This is a genomic window from Stenotrophomonas sp. CFBP8980 (assembly GCF_034046095.1).
Lineage (GTDB): Bacteria > Pseudomonadota > Gammaproteobacteria > Xanthomonadales > Xanthomonadaceae > Stenotrophomonas > Stenotrophomonas lacuserhaii.
Window position 1 is genome coordinate 1 of record NZ_JAXCXF010000007.1, and the last position, 2,500, is coordinate 2,500.

Sequence of the window (2,500 nt, forward strand, 5' to 3'; positions counted from 1 at the left end):
AGCCGCCCATTATAGCCGGCTTTTCCGCTTCGTCAACACCTTTTTTCAAGGCCGTTTCGCCGTAGCGAAGCGTTGTTGACTCTGCTGCTTCGACGTCCGACCCGAAGGCGTTTCGTCGTTGCGAGCCGCCTATTATGGCAGGCTTTTGGAGCTTGTCAACAACTTGTGAGAAGAACTTGAAGCTCTACTTGAAGTTGTTGATGTAAGTCATCGAAGAATCGACAGCTTGCAAAAAAAGGAAAACCCCGTTGCGCAAGCAACGGGGTTCTCGGGTATAAACCCTGGCGATGACCTACTCTCGCATGGCTTGAGCCACACTACCATCGGCGCAGCTGCGTTTCACTTCCGAGTTCGGGATGGGATCGGGTGGTTCCACAGCGCTAATTTCACCAGGGAGGCTTTTGGAGTGTCGCCGCAGAGCGTGTCTTTGCAGGGAGCGGGCACGAGTGTGCTGGCTTTACAAAGAGACGCGCCTGGGCGCCTGCCTCTCGTTTGGTCTTGTGACGTAGCGTGCACTTGGATCTATCGACATGTCATGTCGGCCAAGGCAACTTGAGGTTATATGGTCAAGCCGCACGGATCATTAGTATCAGTTAGCTCAATACATTGCTGTACTTACACACCTGACCTATCAACCACATAGTCTATATGGTTCCTTCAGGGGGCTTGTGCCCCGGGAGATCTCATCTTGAGGCGCGCTTCCCGCTTAGATGCTTTCAGCGGTTATCGCTTCCGAACATAGCTACCCGGCAATGCCACTGGCGTGACAACCGGAACACCAGAGGTTCGTCCACTCCGGTCCTCTCGTACTAGGAGCAGCCCCTCTCAAATCTCCAACGCCCATGGCAGATAGGGACCGAACTGTCTCACGACGTTCTGAACCCAGCTCGCGTACCACTTTAAATGGCGAACAGCCATACCCTTGGGACCGACTACAGCCCCAGGATGTGATGAGCCGACATCGAGGTGCCAAACACCGCCGTCGATATGAACTCTTGGGCGGTATCAGCCTGTTATCCCCGGAGTACCTTTTATCCGTTGAGCGATGGCCCTTCCATACAGAACCACCGGATCACTAAGTCCTAGTTTCCTACCTGCTTGATCCGTCGATCTTGCAGTCAAGCACGCTTATGCCTTTGCACACAGTGCGCGATGTCCGACCGCGCTGAGCGTACCTTCGAGCTCCTCCGTTACTCTTTAGGAGGAGACCGCCCCAGTCAAACTACCCACCATACACGGTCCCCGATCCAGATTATGGACCTAGGTTAGAACGTCAAGCACGACAGGGTGGTATTTCAAGGTTGGCTCCACTGCAGCTAGCGCCACAGTTTCATAGCCTCCCACCTATCCTACACAGACGAACTCAACGTTCAGTGTAAAGCTATAGTAAAGGTTCACGGGGTCTTTCCGTCTTGCCACGGGAACGCTGCATCTTCACAGCGATTTCAATTTCACTGAGTCTCGGGTGGAGACAGCGCCGCTGTCGTTACGCCATTCGTGCAGGTCGGAACTTACCCGACAAGGAATTTCGCTACCTTAGGACCGTTATAGTTACGGCCGCCGTTTACTGGGGCTTCGATCAAGAGCTTCGCCTTGCGGCTGACCCCATCAATTAACCTTCCAGCACCGGGCAGGCGTCACACCCTATACGTCCACTTTCGTGTTTGCAGAGTGCTGTGTTTTTGATAAACAGTCGCAGCGGCCTGGTTACTGCGACCCTCTTCAGCTATAGCTCGCATGAGCCACCAAAAAGGGTGCACCTTCTCCCGAAGTTACGGTGCCATGTTGCCTAGTTCCTTCACCCGAGTTCTCTCAAGCGCCTGAGAATTCTCATCCTACCCACCTGTGTCGGTTTACGGTACGGTCTGCGTAAGCTGAAGCTTAGGAGCTTTTCCTGGAAGCGTGGTATCAGCGACTTCGCCTTAAAGGCTCGTCTCGGTGCTCGGTCTTAAAGGATCCCGGATTTGCCAAAGATCCAAACCTACCGCCTTTCCCCAGGACAACCAACGCCTGGTACGCCTAACCTTCTCCGTCCCTCCATCGCACTTACGCGAGGTGCAGGAATATTAACCTGCTTCCCATCGACTACGACTTTCGTCCTCGCCTTAGGGGCCGACTCACCCTGCGCCGATTAACGTTGCGCAAGGAAACCTTGGGCTTTCGGCGTGCGGGTTTTTCACCCGCATTATCGTTACTCATGTCAGCATTCGCACTTCCGATACCTCCAGCAGACTTCTCAATCCACCTTCAACGGCTTACGGAACGCTCCTCTACCGCGTACATATAAATATGCACACCCCAAGCTTCGGTTCACTGCTTAGCCCCGTTAAATCTTCCCCGCAGACCGACTCGACCAGTGAGCTATTACGCTTTCTTTAAAGGGTGGCTGCTTCTAAGCCAACCTCCTGGCTGTCTGTGCCTTTCCACATGGTTTTCCACTTAGCAGTGAATTTGGGACCTTAGCTGTGGGTCTGGGTTGTTTCCCTTTTCACGACGGACG

Annotated in this window: 2 rRNA genes (1 of these 2 cut by a window edge); both read right to left on the minus strand. The window is 53.7% G+C overall.

What is annotated here, in order from left to right:
* Window positions 1–279: 279 nt before the first annotated feature.
* Window positions 280–394: ribosomal RNA gene (gene rrf / locus SOM47_RS14015) — 5S ribosomal RNA — on the minus strand.
* Between the two features lie 168 nt (window positions 395–562).
* Window positions 563–2,500: ribosomal RNA gene (locus SOM47_RS14020) — 23S ribosomal RNA — on the minus strand (it continues 943 nt past the right edge of the window).